This window comes from Herpetosiphon sp., assembly GCF_003512625.1.
Lineage (GTDB): Bacteria > Chloroflexota > Chloroflexia > Chloroflexales > Herpetosiphonaceae > Herpetosiphon > Herpetosiphon aurantiacus.
Genome location: NZ_DOPT01000107.1, coordinates 65,285 through 83,726, shown reverse-complemented (window position 1 = coordinate 83,726; position 18,442 = coordinate 65,285). Strand labels below are relative to the sequence as shown.

Below are 18,442 nucleotides of genomic sequence, written 5' to 3'. Positions count from 1 at the left end.
CGTCCATCACATGGAGTCAATCACCATGGCGCAAACGACGGTGGAGTCATAATTCGACCTGCGGGGAGCCTACAAGTACCACAGCAATCGGACCACGATGACCGCTGCATTGCAGCGAGGAGGTCGGGATGAAAACGATACGACTCTTTCCAACGCTCGTTATGGTGATCGGCGTTCTTTTTACCTGTGGTGGATTGGTCACCACAGGCGCTGGCATCTTTATCAATAGGTTCGTCGCTGAGCAACTCCGTTCCCAACAGATTACAACCCCAGCGGATGCCTCGATCCCGAATGCCCCAGTAACCGGGATCGCAACTGCGCTCAGCATGGCCGCACTTATTCAGCATCATGCCGCTGACAGCTCCAATGGATTATCCTATGCCCAGATGGGTCGTTTTGCCGTTGCCAGCGGCGACCCATCTGGCACGAATACCGTTGATGCGGCATTGAAGGATGCGAAGGGTCAGCCTGTGGCAAACCAAGCACGCACGACTCAACTCACTGCGGCGGGTCTCGTGACCTCACTCAGTTTGTCGGCAATGGCGCTCGGCGCATCCTACGGTGCGATGGCCCTCGGCCTCGGGTTCTTCATCCTCGGCCTCATCATCACCGGACTTGGCTATGCGCTCCGAGGATTGATTACCCCCGAGGTCGCAGCACGCTTTGGCATCCAGCCTGTCAGTGTGTAACCGTGCAAAGGCTGACAGTAGTTCATCGCGTCTGCTCTGCATGTAATCGGATCGATGTGTGTCGTGCAAGGCGCTGCTCATCGCTGATCGAGCGGGCATAGGCATACACCATGATCGATCAACATACTGATCCACTGCTTGGTGCAACCTGCTCCTGACTTGGTGAAGCGGAAGGCACACTGAGCGTATTGCGCTGAGAATCAGAGACACGGGGTTCACCCGCTCCCTGGATTCCAAAGGAGTCACCATGGTCACGTCACATCGAGAACAGCATCGAACCCAGCATATCGGCTGGCTGCGTGCATCAGTCTTAGGCGCAAACGATGGGATTGTCTCAACTGCCAGTCTGGTGGTTGGGATGGCCGCATCAAATGCATCCCATCAGTCGGTGGTCGTGGCCGGCATTGCTGGCTTGGTTGCAGGGGCAATGTCCATGGCCGCAGGCGAATATGTATCGGTCAGTTCCCAGGCAGATACGGAACGAGCGGATATTGACCGTGAGCGCATGGAACTCGCCGTGGATGCCCACGCCGAACGTGCGGAACTGGCAGCCATCTATGGTCGCCGTGGCCTTGACGCATCCCTCGCTAAGCAAGTCGCCGAGCAATTGATGCTGAAGGATGCACTCGCGGCCCACGCCCGTGATGAACTTGGGATCTCCGAAACCATGAGTGCCCGTCCCATCCAAGCAGCGCTTGCGTCGGCGGCTGCCTTTGCCGTTGGCGCGATACTCCCGCTGATGACCGCCGTGCTTGCGGCTAATTCCTATCTCGTTGTTTTGGTAACGGGAACCTCACTCATATTCCTCACGCTGCTGGGAATATTGGCTGCCTATACCGGTGGTTCGTCCATTATTGTCGGTGCCATGCGGGTGGCGTTTTGGGGTGCGCTTGCGATGGCATTAACGGCTGGCGTTGGAGCGATCTTTGGGACAGCTGTCTAGATCGTGCCTGGGAAGATGAAGAGTCACATTTTCCGAATCTATGCGTTCGCCGCATTATTGAGGCGTTGTAGGTGAAGCGCCTAGGTGCTCGGGTTGGCTTTATTCGCTTCCACATTGACGACTTAGTGGTGTGCAATGCAAGGATGTCCAGCAATCGTAGTTCTGGGAGTTGATGTCTTTGTGCCGAAGATCACGTAACGTGCCTATGGTTTTTTGAGGACGGCTGGTGTGAGATGCCGGTCTTTATCCCATCCCCGCCATCGGTACCATAGAAAGGATATGGTATGTACAGCGTCAAAACGAAGTCACGGTTTACCCAAGTCTCCAAGTGGACTGCCCATATCACGGGACGACCAAGGACGTTTGGTCTTGCGGTCGGGGTGATCTTCCTGTGGATGATTAGTGGACCACTGTTTGGCTGGAGCGATACATGGCAGTTGGTGATTAATACGAGCACAACGATTATTACCTTTCTTATGGTCTTTCTGATTCAAAATACACAGACGCGCGATTCAGAAGCCATTCAAATCAAGCTTGATGAATTGATCCGTGCAACGCAGGGTGCTCATAATGCGCTTCTTGATCTGGAGGAGTTGGAAGAGGACGAGTTAGACCAGATTCGGGCGACATATCAACGATTGTCGGAACGAGCTCGCGAGGCCATCCGTCATGGATTGGTCGATACAGATAACCCCGAACCCGAAGCGTCATAACGAACGTGATACACAATGAGAGCCATGTGGACTATCCGTGGAGTTACCACATCAGGAACTAAAAGTAAATTCCCCATACGCATCAAGCTTAGATCTATCATGCCGTTAATGCCCGTAAGCGCGAGTCCATAATAAAGAAGCATCCTATGGTGCCCCAAACGATTGCCGTTGTCAATAATGATGTGGCGTTATTGGATTTATTACAGGAATTCTTGCTCGAAGCAGGCTATGCTACAACCACCTACCTGACCACCGACCTGACCTATCAACAGTTACGGGATAGTCAACCGAGTTTAATTATTCTCGATGTAGGCCTTCAAGCATCCGCCCCAGGCTGGCCATTACTTAAATTACTCCATTTTGATCCGAATACGGTGCAGATCCCCGTTCTGGTTACGACGGTTGATCATGCCTTTATTCAAGGCAAGCAGCTGGCTGCGATGTGCTCGAACTTCCGGCCAGTTTTACCGACCTCGTTGCCAACGTTGCAACATTAATTGGTGCGCCGCTGGCTCACCAAAACAGGGAAATGAAAGGCAGTGATTTGGATGCAGCATTCGAGATAACCAACCAGCCTACACACTATAGCCAATCATCCCCCACTAGCGCTAAAATCCAATCCTCCAGCCGCCGATTCGGGTAATCAAAGAGCATATTCCATCATTAGCCGATCAACACAAACTTCGCTAGATTTCACCAGCACCCAGATATGCTATGCTGATGGTATTGACAATGTATCTTGACATCAAGATATAATCTATCTTCATGCCAAGTATCTTTATATCGAGATAATCTATGCACGACCAAGTTGATAGTTTTATTGCTGAGTGGCAGCGCGAACGACCAGAACTTGATGCTACGCCGATGGGCTTGATTGGGCGGATTGCGCGATTGGAACAACATTTGAGCCGTGATTTGGCGCGGATATTCGGCCAATTTGGCTTACAACGCGGGGAATTTGATGTGCTGGCAAGTTTGCGGCGGTCAGGAGCGCCCTATCAGCGTAGCCCAACCGCCTTGTTCAATACCTTGATGCTCTCATCAGGAGCCATGACCAATCGGCTTGATCGCTTGGCCGATCGTGGCTTGATCGAGCGCATTCCCGATCCGCACGATCGGCGTAGCCTGTTGGTGCAGCTGACAGCTGAGGGTTTAGATCTGATCAATCGAGCCGTCGAGGCGCATCTAGCCAACGAACAACGCTTGATTGCCAGTTTGAGTAGCGAGCAGCGCGAACAATTAGCCACGCTGTTACGCTGTTGGCTGCTCGATTTAGAGCCAAATCAGGCTTGAGAAACCAGCAGCAGCAATTCGGCTTGGCTCAAGGCTTCGCCTGTGGCTTCGGCGGCTTGCCGCTCAGCCTGACCCAAGTTGCGATCAAGCTGTTCGCGCAAGCTGGTTATGTCGCGCCAACTAACTGCTGAGTAGCCAACATCGCAGGCATTACGCAAACTGGCCGCACCGCCGACCAAATAGGCCGCATGCTCAGGGTTACTAGTCGCCAACCATTCAGCAAAGCCTTCGAAAGCAATCGCCAATGAACGTTGGACATTCAGTCGCGCCGCCATCGTGACTGCTTGATGCAGCACTTCGCCCGATTCACGTCGTTCATCAGCATTCTGGCGCAGCAAGGCCAAACCCAACCCATACAAGGCCATAATTAATGGTGGCGATTCTTCGTTTTGGCGATGAATCGCGATGCTCTCACGATATAAGTGCTCAGCCTCGGCATATTCGTGCATATTCAAATGGGTGCCAGCAATATTTTGAAACGAGACTGCTTGGCTCATTTGGTCACCCATTTGCTGGTAAATTGCCAAACTTGCTTGGAAATACTCACGAGCGGCTTGGTGTTCAGCTTGAAATTGGGTGACTGAGCCAAGATTGTTCAAAATAATCGCCTCGCCCCAAACATTGGATTGTTGTTGGCGAATCGTTAAGGCCGCTTCATAGGCTTGGCGGGCCGCCTCATAATTGGTTTGCTCGGCGTAAATCATGCCTTGATTGTTCAACAAACGCGCTTGATAATCCAAATCGCCGAGGGTTTTGGCATGGGTCAGCGCCGCACCATAGGCCTGCAAGGCCGAGGGATAATCGCTGATTGCATAGGAAAGCAGCCCATTGGCATAGCCAAAATGCAGTTGAATTTCCGGCTCGAAGCTAGCAGCATGTGCCCCAATGCGGGCGATCCAGCTTAATCCTTCGCGAATGTAGCCTTGTTGAAACAACGGCAATACCATGCTCGAAATTAAGCGGGCAATCTCGCTGTAGCGTTGTTGTTGATATAGCCATTGCAAAGCACTGCGCACATTGGGCATCGCTTGATTCAGACATTTGCTCCAGACCATGCCTTGACCTTGGCGAATGCCAGTATCAATATCGATTGCCAATTGTTGAAAAGCCTTCGCATGCAGCTCGTGACAAGCATGGTCGAGTTGGGCATTGCGCTTGAGTTGGCGGGCCGCATATTGGCGAATTGTATCGAGCATGCTATAGGTTGGTTCTTCTGAGGCGGCGTTGCTCAGCAGCAGGCCTTTGGCAACCATAGCTTCGAGCGTTTTGGCAATATCAATTGTGTTAGGCGCTTCGTTGGCCAATAATTGAACTTGGTTCAGCGTCCATTCGCCTTGAAAGACCCCCAAGCGCGGCAACAACCAGCGAATCGCCGGAATACTATACGAAATACACCAATCCAAAACGGGGTGTAACACTTGTTCGGGGGCTGGCGCGGCTCCCACATTTTGCTCAGCAGGCAGATAATTGCGCAACAACAAGAGCAAATCGGCGGGGCGTAGTTTATCGCTATGCGCTGCTACCAACTCAATCGCCAAGGGCAAGCCGCGCAAACGCCGACAAATCTCGACAATATGCAACGCATTATTGGGATCAAGCATAAATTCGGGTCGCACGCGCCGAATCCGATCCAAAAAGAGTGCCACCGCTGGACTCATGCTGATAGTTTCGATTTGGACTGAGCCACCGCCTAGCGGAATCGCCAATGGTGGAATTGGAATAACTTCTTCTTGGGGATCATTAGCAGCTTGTTGGCTGGTTACCAGCACTCGCACATGCTCGGTTTGGCTGAGCAAGCCAATCACATGCGGCGCAGCCTCGATCACTTGCTCCATATTATCGAGCACAATTAAGTATTGACGTTCGCGTAAAAATTGCACTAAAGCTTCTTCATACACCAAACTGCCGCGTTCAGCCAAGCCAAATGTGCGGGCAATTGTTGGAATCACCAAATCGGGGTCGTCGAGGGTTGCTAACGAAATAAAGGCCACGCCATCACGAAACTCAGCGTGCAAACGATCAGCAATTTGAATGCTCAGGCGGGTTTTGCCAGTGCCACTTGGGCCGAGCAAAGTGGTAAAACGGGTTGGCGATTGGCGCAAACGTGTTACTAGCGCTGCAACATCGGCATCGCGGCCAATCAATGGTGTAGTGAAGGTTGGAAAGCCAATGCGTTGCATAACCTGATCTCCCGTAGTTTGGTTGTTTGTCGAGTATGCCGCAAAACCGCTGTAAAAACAAAGGTCTAGCCTAGGCTAAATCTGCCAATCGTACTAGGACTAGCGGTAGCAGTTTGTGCTAGCCGCTTTTAGCCAGAAAGTACCGCGTTGATTCAGGCCAGGCCTCGGTACAATAAAGCTACTGACGGCGACCTTCGCACCAAGGAGCACCTATGCGCCTACGTTTTCTATTGATGATGATCTTGGTTATCGGCAGTTTGAGTTTTAGCCCCAAACCTGCTGCTGCCCAAACCAGCCTGTGTTTTGCCGATGTGCCAGGCATTAGCAATTGTATTAGTGGGCGTTTTTTGAGCTATTGGCAACAAAATGGTGGTTTGGCAGTGTTTGGCTATCCTCTCTCGCCTGCTCAAAGCGAAACAACTGCTAATGGCACATTTACAACTCAATATTTTGAACGCCAACGCTTTGAGCTACACCCTGAATTGGCCGCGCCCTATGATGTGCTGCTTGGCCGTTTGGGAGCCGAAATCTACGAACGCAACCACGGCAACTGGCGCAATGCTCCCAAAACCAACCCAAGCACCCAAGGCTGTTTAGTATTTAACGAAACTGGGCGCTCAGTTTGCGAACCATTTTTGAGCTATTGGCTGAATCATGGCTTGCTTGATGGCTCGTTGAATGCCTATGAACAGTCGTTGAGTTTGCTAGGCTTGCCGCTGACCGAGCCACTCCTCGAACAAAACCCCGATGGCGATTGGGTGATGACTCAGTGGTTTGAACGCGCTCGGCTGGAAGATCATGGCGCAAAAGGTGTGCTGCTTGGCCGTTTGGGAGCCGAACTCAAAGCCCAGCCCACCCCCAGCTATCCGAGCGAAATCACAGCCTTGGTTGATGCGATCAATCGTCAACGCAACCAAGCTGGATTAAGCAGCTTGACGATCAACCCAACCCTCAACCAAGCTGCCCAAATTCATAGCGACGATATGGCTCGCAACAACTTTTTCGAGCACACTGGCAGCGATGGCTCGAACGCAGGCCAGCGCATGCAACGGGTAGGCTACTCATGGCGAGCTTGGGCCGAAAATTTAGCGGCTGGCTATACCGATGCTCAAGCAATTATCGATGCTTGGATGCAAAGTCCAGGTCATCGCGCCAACATTCTATATGCCGATGTCAGCGAAATTGGGGTTGGGATCGCCCGTAATCCCAATTCAGAATACCAAATTTATTGGACAGTCAACTTTGGAGCACGCTAGACCTGCTCAATTTGCACCACCCGATCACGGGCAGCTAAATCGCGTACAAGTTGAATCTTGGCCTGCGGAAAACTGGCTTGCGCAAGGGCAATAACCTCTGACCCTTGCCAAGCCCCAATCTCAAACAGCGCTGCGCTCGGCAGGCCTTGGCGCAAAATTGCCGCCGTTGCTGGCAATAATTGGCGATAGCAATCAAGCCCATCGGGGCCACCATCGAGTGCGAGGGTTGGCTCGTGCAACCGTACTCCAGGCTCAATTTCGTCGAGCAAGGTATAGGGTGGGTTGCTCAAAAGCAAATCAATTGGCTCTGGCAATTGACTGACACCATCGCCATGAATCAGCTCAATCTGTTGCTGCAAGCCATGGCGCTCCACATTACTTTGAGCCACGGCCAAGGCAGCGGGCGAAAGATCAACTGCATACATTTTAATCGTGGGTGCATGTTTGGTCACCGCCACCGCAATACAACCGCTGCCCGTGCCAATATCGGCCACCACCAACGGGCGTTGCTGCTGTTTGATCCAGGTTAATGCCTGCTCCACCAAAATCTCAGTATCAGGCCGTGGCACCAAAACCCGCCGATCAACGTTAAACATTAAGCCATAAAACTCACGCGAGCCAATCAGATAGGCGATTGGTTCTAAGGCGCTACGCCGTTCAATTAAGCCCTGAAATTGCTCAACCTGCTCAGTCGAGAGCTGATCGTTGAAGGCCGCCAAGATTTGGGTCTGCGTAAGACCAAGCACATGGCCCAGCAGCACGCGGGCATCGAGTTGCGGGGTCAGCGAAGCGCTGATCAAAGAGCTAGCTGCCTCAATTAATGCCTCGCGCACAGTTGTTATAGCCATCTCAGAAATTCCTCAGCATATTGCGATACCTACGTAATGCACTCGTAATCTGCACATCTAGAGACTCCTAGGCGAATCAGGCATCATTGTGCTAGCAGCAAACAAACCCGCATAGCAACCGCAGGCGCGGCTGTTTCACACTCCCAAGGAGGTTGCATTATGGATCGTGGTGTGATTTTTTTTATGTTGTTGGTAGTTATTATACTCTTGATTCTTTTGCTAGTTGTGGCAACTGGCGGTGATGATCAGGCTAATGCAATGACCACTGCTCAACTTTTGATCCAACAATTTGCCTGAGCATCGCCAAAGGTGCTACCATTCGCCACAGATGGGATGCCAAGTTTGGCATTATTGGTAATGGAAGGACACAAACATGCAACCATCTGGGCAATCGATTGCATTAATTGGCCCAAGCGGCGCAGGCAAAAGTACGGTTGGCGTAGGTTTAGCCCAAGCGCTCGGCTGGCGTTTTATCGATTTAGATCAACTGATTATCGAACGCGCTGAAAAAAGTATTAGCGACATTTTTAGCCAAGAGGGCGAAGCAGGCTTTCGTGAGCGCGAAACCGCCGCTTTGGTCCAAGCACTACAAACAGATCAAGCCGTCATCGCCTGTGGTGGCGGCATCGTTTTGCGCGAAATTAATCGGCAATTGCTGCGTGAACAGGCTTGGTGTGTCTATCTCACCAGCGCCATCAGCACCTTGGTTAAACGTTTAACTGCCGATCAAGCCAATCCTCGGCCATTGCTGGCGAGCGATATTAATGAACAACTGGTGATTCAGCTCGCCGAGCGTTTGCCACTTTACAGCACCCTTGCCAACTGGACGATCCAGACCGATGGCTTGGCTCCACAAATTGTGGTCGAACAACTCATTCGGGCTTGGGGTTTAGTGGGCAAACCGCAGGTCAGCGAAGTGTTTAGCTCATTCAACAGTCGTTATTATGTCAAAAGCGGCGCACTGGCAGCCCTACCCAATGAATTAGCCAATCTTGGCCTCACTGGCACATGCTGGCTAATCAGCGACAGTCATGTTGGGCCGATGTATGCGCCAACCTTGATTCAAGCCTTAGAAAACTCCGGTTTCAGCTGCCAACGCTACGATATTCCGGCGCAAGAGGCTAGCAAATCATGGCAGCAAGCAGGCGAATTATATACATGGCTGCTCGAAAATGGCGTGCAGCGTGGCGATACGGTGTTGGCGTTGGGCGGCGGCGTGGTTGGCGATTTAGCGGGCTTTATCGCGGCCTCAATTTTGCGCGGCATCGCGGTCGTGCAATTGCCAACCACAATTTTGGCGATGATCGATAGCAGCATTGGTGGCAAAACAGGCATTAATCATCCACGGGGCAAAAATTTGATCGGTGCGTTTCATCCGCCACGTTTGGTGTTAATTGATGATGCAGTATTGAGCAGTTTGCCGCGTCGCGAGCGGGCAGCAGGCTGGGCCGAAGCCGTCAAACATGGCGTGATTGCTGATGCGCAGTTGTTCGCTGATTTGGAGCAAGCAGGGGCAAGCCTCAATGATGTGCCCGCCAAAATAACCAGCGATCTGTTGGTACGCTCGGCGGCGGTCAAAATTGGCGTGGTCAATCGCGACGAACGCGAAACTGGCGAACGCATGTTGCTCAATTATGGCCATACCTTGGGCCAAGCCGTCGAGGCCGCGACCCAATACAAACGCTATGTGCATGGCGAAGCAGTAGCGATTGGCATGACCTTTGCTGCCAATCTGGCAGTGCAACTTGGCATGTGGTCTAGCGCCGAGGCCGAGCGTCAACGGGCTTTGTTGCAAGCACTCGAATTACCAACCGCCCTGCCGCGTGATTTGGATATCGAGGCGACTTTGGCAGCTTTGAACTTAGATAAGAAACGTGCCAAAGGCAGCGTGCGTTGGGTATTGCCAACCCGCATCGGCCATGCGCAAGTTGAATCACACGTTGACCCAGAATTGGTGCGCAAATTGGTGCACGAATTGGTCGAGCAAACCTAAATTTGAGTCCCCCGACCATCGAGCATTACAAGGGTAGGTTTTTAACAAAGGTACGGTGGAATCGCCGTCGATGTTCATGCCCTCACCCCCTAGTCCCCTCTCCCGCACGCGAGGCGAGGGGGAACCCGCCATCATTGACGACTGGAACTCCCCTCTCCCGCCGCCGTGGGAGAGGGGTTGAGGGTGAGGGAACGTCTAGCCACGATAACGAAACGCAGGATTCTCAAGATAGTCGGCGAGGCTCATTGCCGCTTGATCACGACCTGAGAGCGTTGGCTCACTGATTGGCCACTCAATCCCAATTTGTGGGTCATTCCAGCGCACCGCACCCTCGGTTTCGGGCGCATACAACCCTGTACAACGATATTGCACCTCGGCAAACTCCGAAAGCACCACAAAGCCATGGCCAAAGCCCGAAGGAATCAGAAATTGTAAAAAGTTATCGGCGCTTAGCTCAACTCCAACCCATTTGCCAAAGGTCGGCGAGCCAACGCGCAAATCAACAGCAACATCAAAAATGCTACCAACACTACAACGCACAAGTTTTGCCATTGGCTGGCGCTCATCTTGATAATGCAGCCCGCGCAGTACCCCTTGCTTGGAACGGGAGTGATTATCTTGCACAAAATCGGTAGGCAGACCGAGGTCAGCAAACTTGATCTGATGGTATGTTTCAAGGAAGAAGCCGCGTTCATCGGCAAACACGCTTGGTTTAATAATGACAACGCCATCAAGCGCGGTTTGCGTTACGGTCAAACTCATTGCCTTTCGTCCTTTCGCCATTGGTGGGTTCAATTATCCCACAATTATAGAGCATAGCTGCCCAACGTGAGTTTTGTATGAAGATTAGTCATATTCAGTTGCCCCAAAGCTCGGCCTATCTTAGTTTACGCCAAGCCTTGAGCGTGCTTAAACACCTTTTAGGTTCTCAACCAGCCTGGGTCGTCGGCGGTACATTGCGCGATTTAGTGATTGGCCGCCCGTTGCATGATGTCGATTTGGTGGTCAATCAACCAGCGATTGGCTTAGCCCAAAGCCTTGCCAAGCAACTCAACGCCAGTTTGGTGGTGCTCGATGCTGAGCGTGATATTGGGCGGGTGGTCTTGGCCGATGGCAAGTATCTTGATCTTGCTCATTTGCGGGCTGCTGATTTAACCAGCGATTTGACCGACCGCGATTTTACGATTAATGCCATGGCCGCGCCGCTTTACGAGCAAGCGCAACTTGGCCAAATCATCGATCCTCATGCTGGATTGAACGATATTGCGACTGGTACGCTGCGCATGGTGCAAGCCAATGCCCTAGCCAACGATCCATTGCGTATGCTGCGAGCGGTGCGGATCGCTGCTCAACTCGGCTGGCAACTTGATCCAGCAACCGATCAGGCGATCATAGCCCACGCCGAATTGATCAACCAAGTGGCGGTTGAACGGGTACGAGTTGAGCTATTGGCAATTTTAGCCACTCGTTGGAGTGCTAGCTGGCTGCGTTATTTAGATCGGGTTAATCTTTTGCCAAGCTTAATTCCTGAGATTCGCCCAATGTACCACCACACCCAGCCCAATATTCATTTTTTGGATGTGTGGGAGCATTCGCTCGAAACGATTACTGCTGGCGAATGGCTGCTTGCCCAGTTGGAACATGATCAACAGCCAGTGCCACCAGCACCGCCAGCACTTGCCGACGATTGGCATCCACCAGCCTTTTTTCAGCAACCCGCAACCTTGCGCATGCTACCCAACTTGACCCTGCAACTGCAATGGGCCGAGCAGGTTGTTGCCCAAATGCAACAGCCAATTGGCCACACTGCCAGCAATCGCGCCCTCTGGAAAATGGCGATTCTGCTGCACGATTGTGCGAAGCCAGCGACACGAGTTGATAAGCCCGATGGCAGCGTCTCGTTTCATGAACATCAAACGATTGGGGCAGACATTGCCCGAGCAGTGTATCAGCGGCTGCGATTTAGCAACCAAGAGATTGAGTATATGTGCAAGGTGATTGCGGGGCATATGCGGCCTGGTCAGCTTTACTCGCAGCCTGAAACCACGGCCAAAGCGGCCTATCGCTTCTTTCGCGATTTAAAAGAAAGCGCCGTCGATACCTTACTGCACGCCTTGGCCGACCATATGGCGACGCGCGGGCCGTTGCTCCAAGAACATCATTGGGCCTACCAAGCCGCTTGGACAGATGCGATGCTTGGGTTTTATTGGGATGCTGAGGCCGAACAAAAACGTGTGCCCTTACTCGATGGACACACGCTGATGCAAGAGCTAGGTTTAGCAGCCGGCCCACAGATTGGGCTGTTGCTTGAGGCAATTCGTGAAGCTCAAGCGGCTGGCGAAGTGACCGACCGTGAGAGCGCCTTAGCGTTGGCGCGTCGGCTTCATACGTAATTGTGGCTCGTCGGAATCATCCTCGACCACTGGCGTTGAGCGTGAGACATACGGCAATGCGGCTAATGCCACAAGCAGGAGCGCAACAAAAAATAGTGTCGTCAGCATGGCGACCTCCATGGGCTTGTGTTTCCAGAGGCAGCGTACTTAATAACTCCATGCTAAGCCAGTATGCCGATCTGACGAGCGCCTGATGGCCGACTGATAGCTCCGCCGCAAGACCGATTAAACCACCAGCCGCTCAACAATCCAAACAAGGATTATTGAGCGGCTGATAATTGCCAAGAACGAAGGTGGCATGGTGGATTGAATTACGCTCTGCCTGTGTTCCCTCATCCCCAACCCTTCTCCCACCAAGCAGGAGAAGGGAGTTCGACACAGTGGTTCCCCCTCGCCTCGTGTGCGGGAGAGGGGGCTAGGGGGTGAGGGATGGAATCGTTGCTAATCCAACGAACCATGCCATTTAAGCTTACGCTTGCTTTTGCAAATCCGCCAATTGACGATCAAGGCGGGCTGAGATGTCGCGGTACATATCGCCACGTGAGCGGGCGGCATCAAGTTTACGTTGTAAGTCGATGACGCGCACCAAAGCAGCTAAGCCAACGACAATCAGAAGCCAACGAGCCATTGAAAAATCTCCTCGCGATACGCAGAAGTTGATCTATGTGCTCATTGTAGCATAACCCTGCCTAGAGTGTCGTCAGTTTTTGCAAGCCTTGCTCAGCTTGTTGGCGCAGCTTGGCAACCGCCGCGCTGAATTGTTCACGCAATTGAGCATCGCTTAAATCGCCAAGATTGACCAACACATTTAAGCCAGCCCCATTGACGGCGGCATAGGCCAAATAGCCGCCGACTTGGGCATCGGTGCGGGCATTGACGTTGCCTTGGGTCGCCAACAGATATAAATCATCAAACAAACTGGCAGCTTGTTGGGCCACTTGCAAGGGAACTTCACAGGCATGCACAATCGCCGCCGCCAATTGTTGCGCTCGGTCAGCCTGCTCTTCAGGCAATTTACGCGTGACGCTGATGGCGTTAAATGCGGCACTATCGGACAAAGCCAATTTGCCCAAGCTGGTGGTTGCTTCGCTCAAGCGCTCCAAGGCCGCTTGCATGCTGGGCTTGACCGCTGCATATTTTTTGCGGCTGACGGTTAAATTAGCCACCATTTGGCCCAACGAGCCAGCCAAAGCCCCAGCTAAGGCCGCCGCCGAACCACCACCAGGCGTTGGTGTCCCAGCTGCAAAGGCTTGGAACGTGTTGGTTGGCAACCAGTCATCGCCAGCACTTGGCGCGGCCAACTTCGATTCAAGCACTTGGTCGCGGCGAAAACGATTGAGTTGCAGATAATGCTCAGCAGCATCAACCAGCGCATCTTGCGGCACAAGCCCAATAACTTCGCCCTCAGTAATCGTCACGCCATAGCGCATGGCCTCGGCGCGTACTAACTCCTGCACTCGATGAATTGGCGTTCCACGGAAATTAACCAAGTTCATCGAGATTTGAGCGCGACCATCGACCAACAAGCCCAAAGCTTTGACATAGCGCAAGCCACCGCCAAGATAGCGAATCGATTTAGCGATTTTTTTGGCAATTTCTACATCGGTGGTATTTAAATAGATGTTGTAGGCAATCAATGGCTGGCGTGCCCCAACCACGGTTGCGCCTGCAGGTGTCGCCACGGCTGGGCCAAAATCTGGCTCCCGCGCCGGATCAACCCCAATGGCTTTGCGCCAAGCCTCATATTCGCCCTTACGCACATCGGCCAAATTTTGACGTTCGGGGCGGGTCGCAGCCTCTTCATACAAATAAACCGCAATCCCCAATTCATCACCAATGCGCTTGCCAACTTTGCGAGCCAAGGCCACACACTGTTTCATCGTGGTTTGGCCAAGTGGCACAAATGGCAAGACATCGGTCGCGCCGATGCGTGGGTGTTCGCCGCGATGGGTATCCAAATTAATTAAGCCTTGGGCGGTGCGGGTTGCTTGGAAAGCAGCTTCGCCAACTGCTTCAGCCTCGCCCGCAAAACTAATCACCGTGCGATTATGATCAGCGTCGGATTGAACATCGAGCAATTGCACGCCGGCAACAGCCGTAATTGCATCACGAATGGCGTGCACAACTTCGGTGCGCCGACCTTCGCTGAAATTCATAATACTTTCGACCAAGCCCATTGAATGTCTCCTTTGACGAACCACAACCGCCCAAGTATAGCTCAGATGGTGAGAATTTGGTTAAACAAATGGCGATTAACGTTAATCGCTTATTGACATCATCCTCACCTAATACTCATCTGTTGGCGGCATACTACAGGTGCGTTTCCTCTCAATCCGAAAAGGTCAGCCGTGCTCTTGGGTGGAACGGCACGGCTGGCTCAACGGAACTCATTTTCCTCGCCAAATTGCTGCACCAAGACCAACCAAGCATGATACAATACAGCGCGAGTTGGAAGCCTTAACTCATTGAGTTGAGGATTACTGGCTTGTTTGCGATTGGGAATACCGTGCTATCGGAATAATGTCGATCAATTTAATCTTTGCTATCTGAGGGACGCACATGGCTGATACAAGCGATGAAAAAAAGGCGCGGCTCGATGCGATTCGCGCAGCCAATGCCGCCAAAAAGGCTGCTGCGGGCGAAGAGCCTGCACCTGCACCTGCTGCGCCGGTCGTAGCGGCAACAACCGAGGCTCCAGCCAGCGCTGCGGTTGGCGCTAATATGTCGGATGATAAAAAGGCTCGGTTGGAAGCAATTCGGGCTGCCAAAAAAGCTGCTGCAAGCGATGCACCTGTTGCCCCAGTCGCTGTTGCTGCAACCCCAACTCCTGCTGCTGCACCTGTGGTTGCCGCCACGCCTGCTGCTGCTCCGGCTGCACCTGTTGCCCCAAAACCAGCTGCTCCCGCCAGCAATGGCAACGATTTGATCACCGCAAATTCGATTATTTCGCTGACTATGCTTGGTCGGCTCAAGCGAATTGTTGCGGGGGTTGCCTTCTGTGTGTTGATCGGCTTGGGTTTGGCCACGGTCACTGGCGAATATTTGCTCGGTGGTGGCTTCGGTGCATTAATTGGAGTTGTTGGCGGGTTGATGGTTGGCGATTGGCCAGCAGTCAAAACCACTGGCGACTAAACTGCATTTTTGCTCATAAACATCCCCTGCAACACTTAATTAAAGTTGCAGGGGATGTTTTGGTTTAGCGTAGGACGGTTTCTTGCCATTCGTTGAGCCAGCGCTCGCGGTTGGCAGCAATCTCGGCTGGCGCAAGCGTCGTTACATTGCTAGGCACTTGGGCATATTGAGTAAATTCAGCTGGCACTTTAGCGCTAGGCAGGGCTGGGTACACAAACATCTGTCCGCCAATATCGCTCTGGAAGGTGTCGCTCAGCATATAGTCAATCCAAGCTTTGCCCAATTCAGGGTTTTTGGCATCTTTTAGCAAGCCCACAAATTCAATTTGCTGGAATGCGCCACCAGGTAACAACAAATTGCCAGTCGGTGCATCGGTCAAGGGCGTTGTCGCAAAGATAACTTCGGCAGCAGGGCTGGTCGCATAGCTGACGACCAACGGATATTGACCATCACTGGCTCCGCTAAAATCGCCATAGTAGGCTTCTTCCCAACCGCTAGCCACTTTGATCTCATTGGCTCGCAGGTCGCTCCAGAAGTTGCGCCAGGTATAATCGCTGCTCTCGCCAAAGTGGGCAATCGTCGCCAACATAAATGATAAGCCAGGCGATGACGTTGCCGGATTTTCAACCACCAACTTGCCTTTCCACTCAGGCTTGGTTAAATCGCGCAAATCGGTTGGCAAGCTCAGGCCAGCCTCGGCCAAGGCAGCTTTATCGTAATTGATCGTGACATAGCCAACATCAACGGGCGAAACCCGATTTTGGCTATCGAGCTTCAATTCAGCAGGAATTTGCTCGAGATTCTTGGCAGCGTAGGCCTCGAAAATATCAGCATCAAGCGCCCGACTCAAAAAGGTATTATCGACCCCATACAACACATCGCCCAAGGGTGCGCCTTTGGCCAAAATGCTCTTATTGAGCGCCTCGCCAGCATCGCCCGATTCTAGAATTTGGACGGTCGCGCCAGTCATTTGCTCAAAGCCTGAGATAACTTCGCTGCTGATTGCAAAACTATCGTGCGAAACCACCACCAAGGTTTGGCCGGCAAACTGGCCGCTATCGGTCGGCGCTTGGGTGGCTTGGGTTGCTGCAGGCGTAACATCAGCGGCAGCCGTGGTGGCCGGAGTAGGCTGAATCGCGGTTTCAGCGGTTGGCGTAGCCGCCGCACCACAGCCAGTCAAAACCAACGAACCAATTGTTAAAAAACTCAGTAACCAACGTTTCACGAAATAAACTCCTTGAACATTGGCTAGGGGCCAGCATGCAAAATCCCGCGCACGGCGGGATCAAACCACGCCGCTTTCCTTCGCTCGTGCTAACGAGATCAGGTTCAGAGGGTCTTTCGCCGTTGCGAAATCTCAGCCACATGGCTCCCCTAGCGGTTGTTATCTGTAATTGTTCAAACAATAGCACAAAAAATTTGAATCAGCAAAAGCTTTGCATGCCCTCACCCCCAACCCCTCTCCCACTGCGGCGGGCGAGGGGCGTTCCAAGCTTCATGACCGTTGGATTCCCCCTCGCTCGCTCGGCGGGAGAGGGAGCAAGGGGGTGAGGGCATGAACATCGATGGTGAATGCCTCCCAAACATTGTCAAAACCTACCCTTGTAAGCTAGCCCCTCTCCCACTGCGGCGGGCGAGGGGCGTTCAAATCATCGTAATGGAGGAAAAATTATGCTGCTTTGGAACAGGCTTTGGAATTGCCAAGTGTGATGATAAGGGTAGCTAGATACACTATATGGTTGATCGAATTGGAACGCCCACGCGGTACGGCGAACCCGCTGAGCAGCATCACCCACGGATGTGCTTGGTTGCCCGATCAGGCAGGTAACTAGCCCAACGACAAGCCAGTTAGCCAATTTGGAACCGAATTGGAACATAGCTGGAACATGCTTGGAACCATAAGGAGGGTGCGATGTCGATTGTGCTTGATCAACTGACCAAACGCTATGAACATCATACGGTGGTTAATCGGGTGGCGCTACAAATTCACGATGGTGAGTTTTTTGTGCTGCTAGGGCCGAGCGGTAGCGGCAAAAGCACGATTTTACGCATGATCGCGGGCTTGGCTCCAGTCGATACTGGCCGAATTGTGCTGCATGGCCGTGATGTAACTGATTTGAACCCTCAGGCCCGTGATGTGGGCTTTGTTTTTCAAAATTATGCGTTGTTTGAACATATGACCGTGGACGAGAACGTTGAGTTTGCCTTGCGGATTCGCAAGGTTGAGCGCAAACAACGCACTGAACGCCGCGATCAATTATTGGATTTGGTTGGTTTAGCTGGCTTGGGCAAGCGTTTGCCGCGCCAACTTTCGGGCGGTCAACAACAACGGGTCGCTTTAGCCCGCGCCTTGGCGCATAATCCAGCAGTTTTATTGCTCGATGAGCCGTTTGGGGCACTCGATGCCAAAATTCGCACCGATTTACGGCGTAATTTGCGCAGCATTCAGCGTGAATTAGGCATCACAACGATTTTTGTGACCCATGATCAAGAAGAAGCCTTTGAACTGGCCGATCGTTTGGGCGTGATGAATATGGGGCGTTTGCTCGAAGTTGGCACGCCCAATGAGCTGTATCAACGCCCACAAACCGAATTTGTTGCGACCTTCCTTGGTAGCGCCAACGTGCTGCTTGGTCAATGCAATGATATCGGGGTGCAAGTTGGTTCAATGACGTTTCCGTTGCAAACATCCAGCCCAGCCGAGCATCATCCAGCTGTGCAAGTGGTTATTCGACCTGAAGATGTGGTGCTGGCCAGAACCGAGGCCGCTTTACGTTGCCCAGCTTTAGGTCAAGCGACGGTCGAAACCCAAACGTTTGTGGGAGCATTCGAACGAATTCGCCTACGTTTGCCAGCCTTGCCCGATGTGCATTCGATTGCGCCAGTACGGCCTTTTGGCGAGCAAGCCATTTTGATCGATGCCCTGCGCAACCCCGACGAAGCGCGTAATTTGCCAATTCAAAGTGGCGACCAATTGTGGATCGGCGTGCGGCGGTTGCATA

The 18,442-nt window shown here is 52.5% G+C and carries 18 protein-coding genes and 1 riboswitch; of the genes, 11 read left to right on the top strand and 7 right to left on the bottom strand.

Annotated elements, in window-relative coordinates:
- The first annotated feature begins 128 nt into the window (after positions 1-128).
- The 5 genes from DEF47_RS24645 to DEF47_RS24625 all read left to right on the top strand — a co-directional run bounded on the left by DEF47_RS24645 (position 129) and on the right by DEF47_RS24625 (position 3,638).
- Positions 129-689: a hypothetical protein gene (locus DEF47_RS24645; RefSeq protein WP_041303828.1), complete on the top strand. Its 561-nt coding sequence runs from the start codon at positions 129-131 to the stop codon at positions 687-689.
- A 247-nt stretch (positions 690-936) separates the two neighbouring features.
- On the top strand, positions 937-1,632 hold the full coding sequence (locus tag DEF47_RS24640) for a VIT1/CCC1 transporter family protein (protein ID WP_287045381.1): 696 nt from the start codon (positions 937-939) through the stop codon (positions 1,630-1,632).
- A 284-nt stretch (positions 1,633-1,916) separates the two neighbouring features.
- On the top strand, positions 1,917-2,345 hold the full coding sequence (locus tag DEF47_RS24635) for a low affinity iron permease family protein (RefSeq protein ID WP_012187832.1): 429 nt from the start codon (positions 1,917-1,919) through the stop codon (positions 2,343-2,345).
- Between the two features lie 146 nt (positions 2,346-2,491).
- Positions 2,492-2,842: a response regulator gene (locus tag DEF47_RS24630; RefSeq protein WP_012187831.1), complete on the top strand. Its 351-nt coding sequence runs from the start codon at positions 2,492-2,494 to the stop codon at positions 2,840-2,842.
- A 298-nt stretch (positions 2,843-3,140) separates the two neighbouring features.
- Entirely contained in the window at positions 3,141-3,638 is a 498-nt protein-coding gene (locus tag DEF47_RS24625; protein WP_012187830.1) for a MarR family winged helix-turn-helix transcriptional regulator, read from the top strand.
- On the opposite strand, the gene DEF47_RS24620 is transcribed toward DEF47_RS24625, so the two are convergent.
- Positions 3,629-5,818: an ATP-binding protein gene (locus DEF47_RS24620; RefSeq protein WP_012187829.1), complete on the bottom strand. Its 2,190-nt coding sequence runs from the start codon at positions 5,816-5,818 to the stop codon at positions 3,629-3,631. The genes DEF47_RS24625 and DEF47_RS24620 overlap by 10 nt on opposite strands.
- A gap of 212 nt (positions 5,819-6,030) precedes the next feature.
- Between DEF47_RS24620 and DEF47_RS24615 the strand changes: the two genes are divergently transcribed.
- The gene (locus DEF47_RS24615) at positions 6,031-7,074 is read left to right on the top strand and encodes a CAP domain-containing protein (protein ID WP_012187828.1); all 1,044 of its coding nucleotides are present in this window, start codon (positions 6,031-6,033) and stop codon (positions 7,072-7,074) included.
- On the opposite strand, the gene prmC is transcribed toward DEF47_RS24615, so the two are convergent.
- The gene (gene prmC / locus DEF47_RS24610; protein ID WP_012187827.1) at positions 7,071-7,922 is read right to left on the bottom strand and encodes a peptide chain release factor N(5)-glutamine methyltransferase; all 852 of its coding nucleotides are present in this window, start codon (positions 7,920-7,922) and stop codon (positions 7,071-7,073) included. The two genes, DEF47_RS24615 and prmC, sit on opposite strands and share 4 nt — an antisense overlap.
- Positions 7,923-8,081: 159 nt before the next feature.
- On the opposite strand from prmC, the gene DEF47_RS24605 reads away from it, so the two are divergent.
- Both DEF47_RS24605 and aroB read left to right on the top strand, forming a co-directional pair.
- Complete coding sequence (locus DEF47_RS24605; RefSeq protein WP_287045380.1) at positions 8,082-8,219, top strand: hypothetical protein; 138 nt, start codon at positions 8,082-8,084, stop codon at positions 8,217-8,219.
- A gap of 76 nt (positions 8,220-8,295) precedes the next feature.
- Entirely contained in the window at positions 8,296-9,915 is a 1,620-nt protein-coding gene (aroB, locus tag DEF47_RS24600) for a 3-dehydroquinate synthase (protein ID WP_012187826.1), read from the top strand.
- A 195-nt stretch (positions 9,916-10,110) separates the two neighbouring features.
- Here the strand turns inward: aroB and rfbC are convergent, their stop codons facing one another.
- A complete protein-coding gene (gene rfbC, locus DEF47_RS24595; protein WP_012187825.1) occupies positions 10,111-10,677 on the bottom strand; it encodes a dTDP-4-dehydrorhamnose 3,5-epimerase in 567 nt (188 codons plus the stop codon).
- 77 nt (positions 10,678-10,754) lie between these two features.
- Between rfbC and DEF47_RS24590 the strand changes: the two genes are divergently transcribed.
- Entirely contained in the window at positions 10,755-12,308 is a 1,554-nt protein-coding gene (locus DEF47_RS24590; RefSeq protein ID WP_012187824.1) for a tRNA nucleotidyltransferase/poly(A) polymerase-related protein, read from the top strand.
- Here DEF47_RS24590 and DEF47_RS24585 read toward each other — a convergent pair.
- The 3 genes from DEF47_RS24585 to ftcD all read right to left on the bottom strand — a co-directional run bounded on the left by DEF47_RS24585 (position 12,279) and on the right by ftcD (position 14,485).
- Positions 12,279-12,416, bottom strand: coding sequence for a hypothetical protein (locus tag DEF47_RS24585; RefSeq protein ID WP_204753841.1), 138 nt, complete (start codon positions 12,414-12,416; stop codon positions 12,279-12,281). The genes DEF47_RS24590 and DEF47_RS24585 overlap by 30 nt on opposite strands.
- A 361-nt stretch (positions 12,417-12,777) precedes the next feature.
- Positions 12,778-12,936 carry a hypothetical protein gene (locus tag DEF47_RS24580; protein ID WP_287045379.1) on the bottom strand — a complete coding sequence of 53 codons (159 nt, stop codon included), beginning with the start codon at positions 12,934-12,936 and terminating at the stop codon, positions 12,778-12,780.
- Positions 12,937-12,997: 61 nt separating this feature from the next.
- Positions 12,998-14,485 (bottom strand): glutamate formimidoyltransferase, encoded by a 1,488-nt coding sequence (gene ftcD, locus DEF47_RS24575; protein ID WP_012187823.1) that lies wholly within the window; start codon positions 14,483-14,485, stop codon positions 12,998-13,000.
- A gap of 382 nt (positions 14,486-14,867) precedes the next feature.
- Here ftcD and DEF47_RS24570 point away from each other — a divergent pair, with 382 nt between their 5' ends.
- Positions 14,868-15,440, top strand: a complete 573-nt coding sequence (locus DEF47_RS24570) for a hypothetical protein (protein ID WP_012187822.1) — start codon at positions 14,868-14,870, stop codon at positions 15,438-15,440.
- Positions 15,441-15,504: 64 nt separating this feature from the next.
- Here DEF47_RS24570 and DEF47_RS24565 read toward each other — a convergent pair whose 3' ends face one another.
- Positions 15,505-16,665: a thiamine ABC transporter substrate-binding protein gene (locus tag DEF47_RS24565; protein WP_012187821.1), complete on the bottom strand. Its 1,161-nt coding sequence runs from the start codon at positions 16,663-16,665 to the stop codon at positions 15,505-15,507.
- A 58-nt stretch (positions 16,666-16,723) separates the two neighbouring features.
- Positions 16,724-16,826, bottom strand: a riboswitch (TPP riboswitch).
- Between the two features lie 526 nt (positions 16,827-17,352).
- On the opposite strand from DEF47_RS24565, the gene DEF47_RS24560 reads away from it, so the two are divergent.
- Positions 17,353-18,442, top strand: a 1,090-nt coding sequence (locus DEF47_RS24560; protein ID WP_287045378.1) for an ABC transporter ATP-binding protein, incomplete at its 3' end; no start/stop codon positions are given.